Here is a 1,665-nt window from a genome sequence, read left to right on the forward strand (position 1 = left end):
TTAGGCACCATTTTTAGCGCGGGTGCGCCGCTAAGTCCTGCGATCCGAGATAATTTGCGCGCGCTTAGCAGTGCCCGCATCGTCGATATTTACGGCTCCAGCGAAACGGGCGTGATCGCTTGCAACGAGGGCGCGGGGCTTAAAAAATTCGCTCCCGTTAGCGTGCAGATCCGCACGGATATTGGTAGCAACGGCGCGGCGAAACGCGAGAGCAAGCCCTTCGATCTTGCGGCAAGCTCTTGCGACAAAAATTCTGCGGCAAAGCCCAAAACGCGCTGTACGGACGGGCAAAATACAGACGGGCAAGACACAAACCGCTTGGGCGAGCAGGCGTCTAAATTTAATGCAGATGTTAGCGATAAAACCGCGGCCGGCCAGGAAAACAGCTCCGCATCGAGCCCTGTGACGAAACACGACGGTAAATTTACGCAGACAGAGGGGCTTTGCGATAAATTTGCGGCAAAGCGGTCCGCCGACAAATTTTCGCAAACGGGCGAGTTTACGATCAGTTCGCCTTGGTGCGAGTACTTTGAAAGCCGCGATTTCGGCTATGTACGCGCAGATGAGATCAGGCTTTTGGGGCGCGGCGATCGCACCGTCAAAATCAACGAAAACCGCGTGAGCCTCGATCTGCTCGAAGCCAAGCTTCGCTCGCACGAATTTATCGGCGAATGCAGGATCGATCTGCACCCGCAGCGCGACCGCGCCGTAGCTCTTATCAAGCTTAGCGAGCGCGGCGAGCAGGCATTTCGCGTAGGCGGCAAAAAGGGCGTCACGGACGAGCTGAAGGCCTTTTTGAAGCCCGAATTCGGCGCGATTTTGCGCTATTTTAAGATCGCAAGCAAGCTGCCTTTTAACGAGCAGGGCAAGCTAAGCAAAAAGGACTTTTTAAGCGCCCTGCAGCGCTACGAGGTGCCCGTTTTCGAGCGGAACGCGGAGAATGAGTTTCGCGCGAAGGTGCGCGCCAGCGACTTTTATTTTGACGGACACTTTGCGAGATTTGCGCTGGTACCCGCGTTTATGCAGCTTCGCTTCGTATTGATCTGCGCAAAAGCCCTTGGCTACGAGCTAGACGGCACGCAAAAGATAGAAAATTTAAAATTTACGAATTTTATCCGCCCGGGCGATGAAATTTCAATCAAAATCACCGAAGCAAGCGGCAAACTCCGCTTTGAAATTTCAAACGACAAGGTCTGCGCCAGTGGAAGAATTTGCCTTTAAGCCCGCGTTTTTGCTGCCCTACTTCAACCACCCCGCGCGCATCGCCGAGCTCGTAAGCGCCCTGGCGCCCATCGCGCCCGTGCTGATCGTGGACGACGGTAGCGACGAGGCGAGTAAAAGCGCGCTAAAGGGGCTTGCGGCTCAAATTTACACCCGCGCGCAAAACGGCGGCAAAGGCGCTGCCGTGTGCGACGGGCTAGCGTGGGCGAAGGAGCTTGGATTTACGCACGCCTTTCAGATCGACGCGGACTTTCAGCACGACGTAAGCAGATGCGAGGAGTTTTTGGCGCTTGCGGCAAAGCAGCCCGCCGCGCTGATCTGCGCCGCTCCCGTGTATGACGAAAGCGCGCCCAAATCCCGCCTGCACGGACGCAAGATAATGAACTTTTGGTGCGTGATAAATACCCTTTCGCACCGCATAAAAGACGCGATGTGCGGCTTTAG

The 1,665-nt window shown here is 55.7% G+C and carries 1 protein-coding gene and 1 pseudogene; both read left to right on the forward strand.

The window, feature by feature from the left end:
* Nucleotides 1-1,221 (forward strand): annotated as a pseudogene (locus Q0256_RS10470) (hypothetical protein); the annotation flags it as partial.
* On the forward strand, nucleotides 1,202-1,665 hold a 464-nt coding region (locus Q0256_RS10475), incomplete at its 3' end, for a glycosyltransferase family 2 protein (RefSeq protein ID WP_297962804.1). The pseudogene Q0256_RS10470 and the gene Q0256_RS10475, both read left to right, overlap by 20 nt.

The sequence above is a fragment of the uncultured Campylobacter sp. genome, assembly GCF_937949835.1.
In the GTDB taxonomy this organism is placed as follows: Bacteria; Campylobacterota; Campylobacteria; order Campylobacterales; family Campylobacteraceae; genus Campylobacter_B.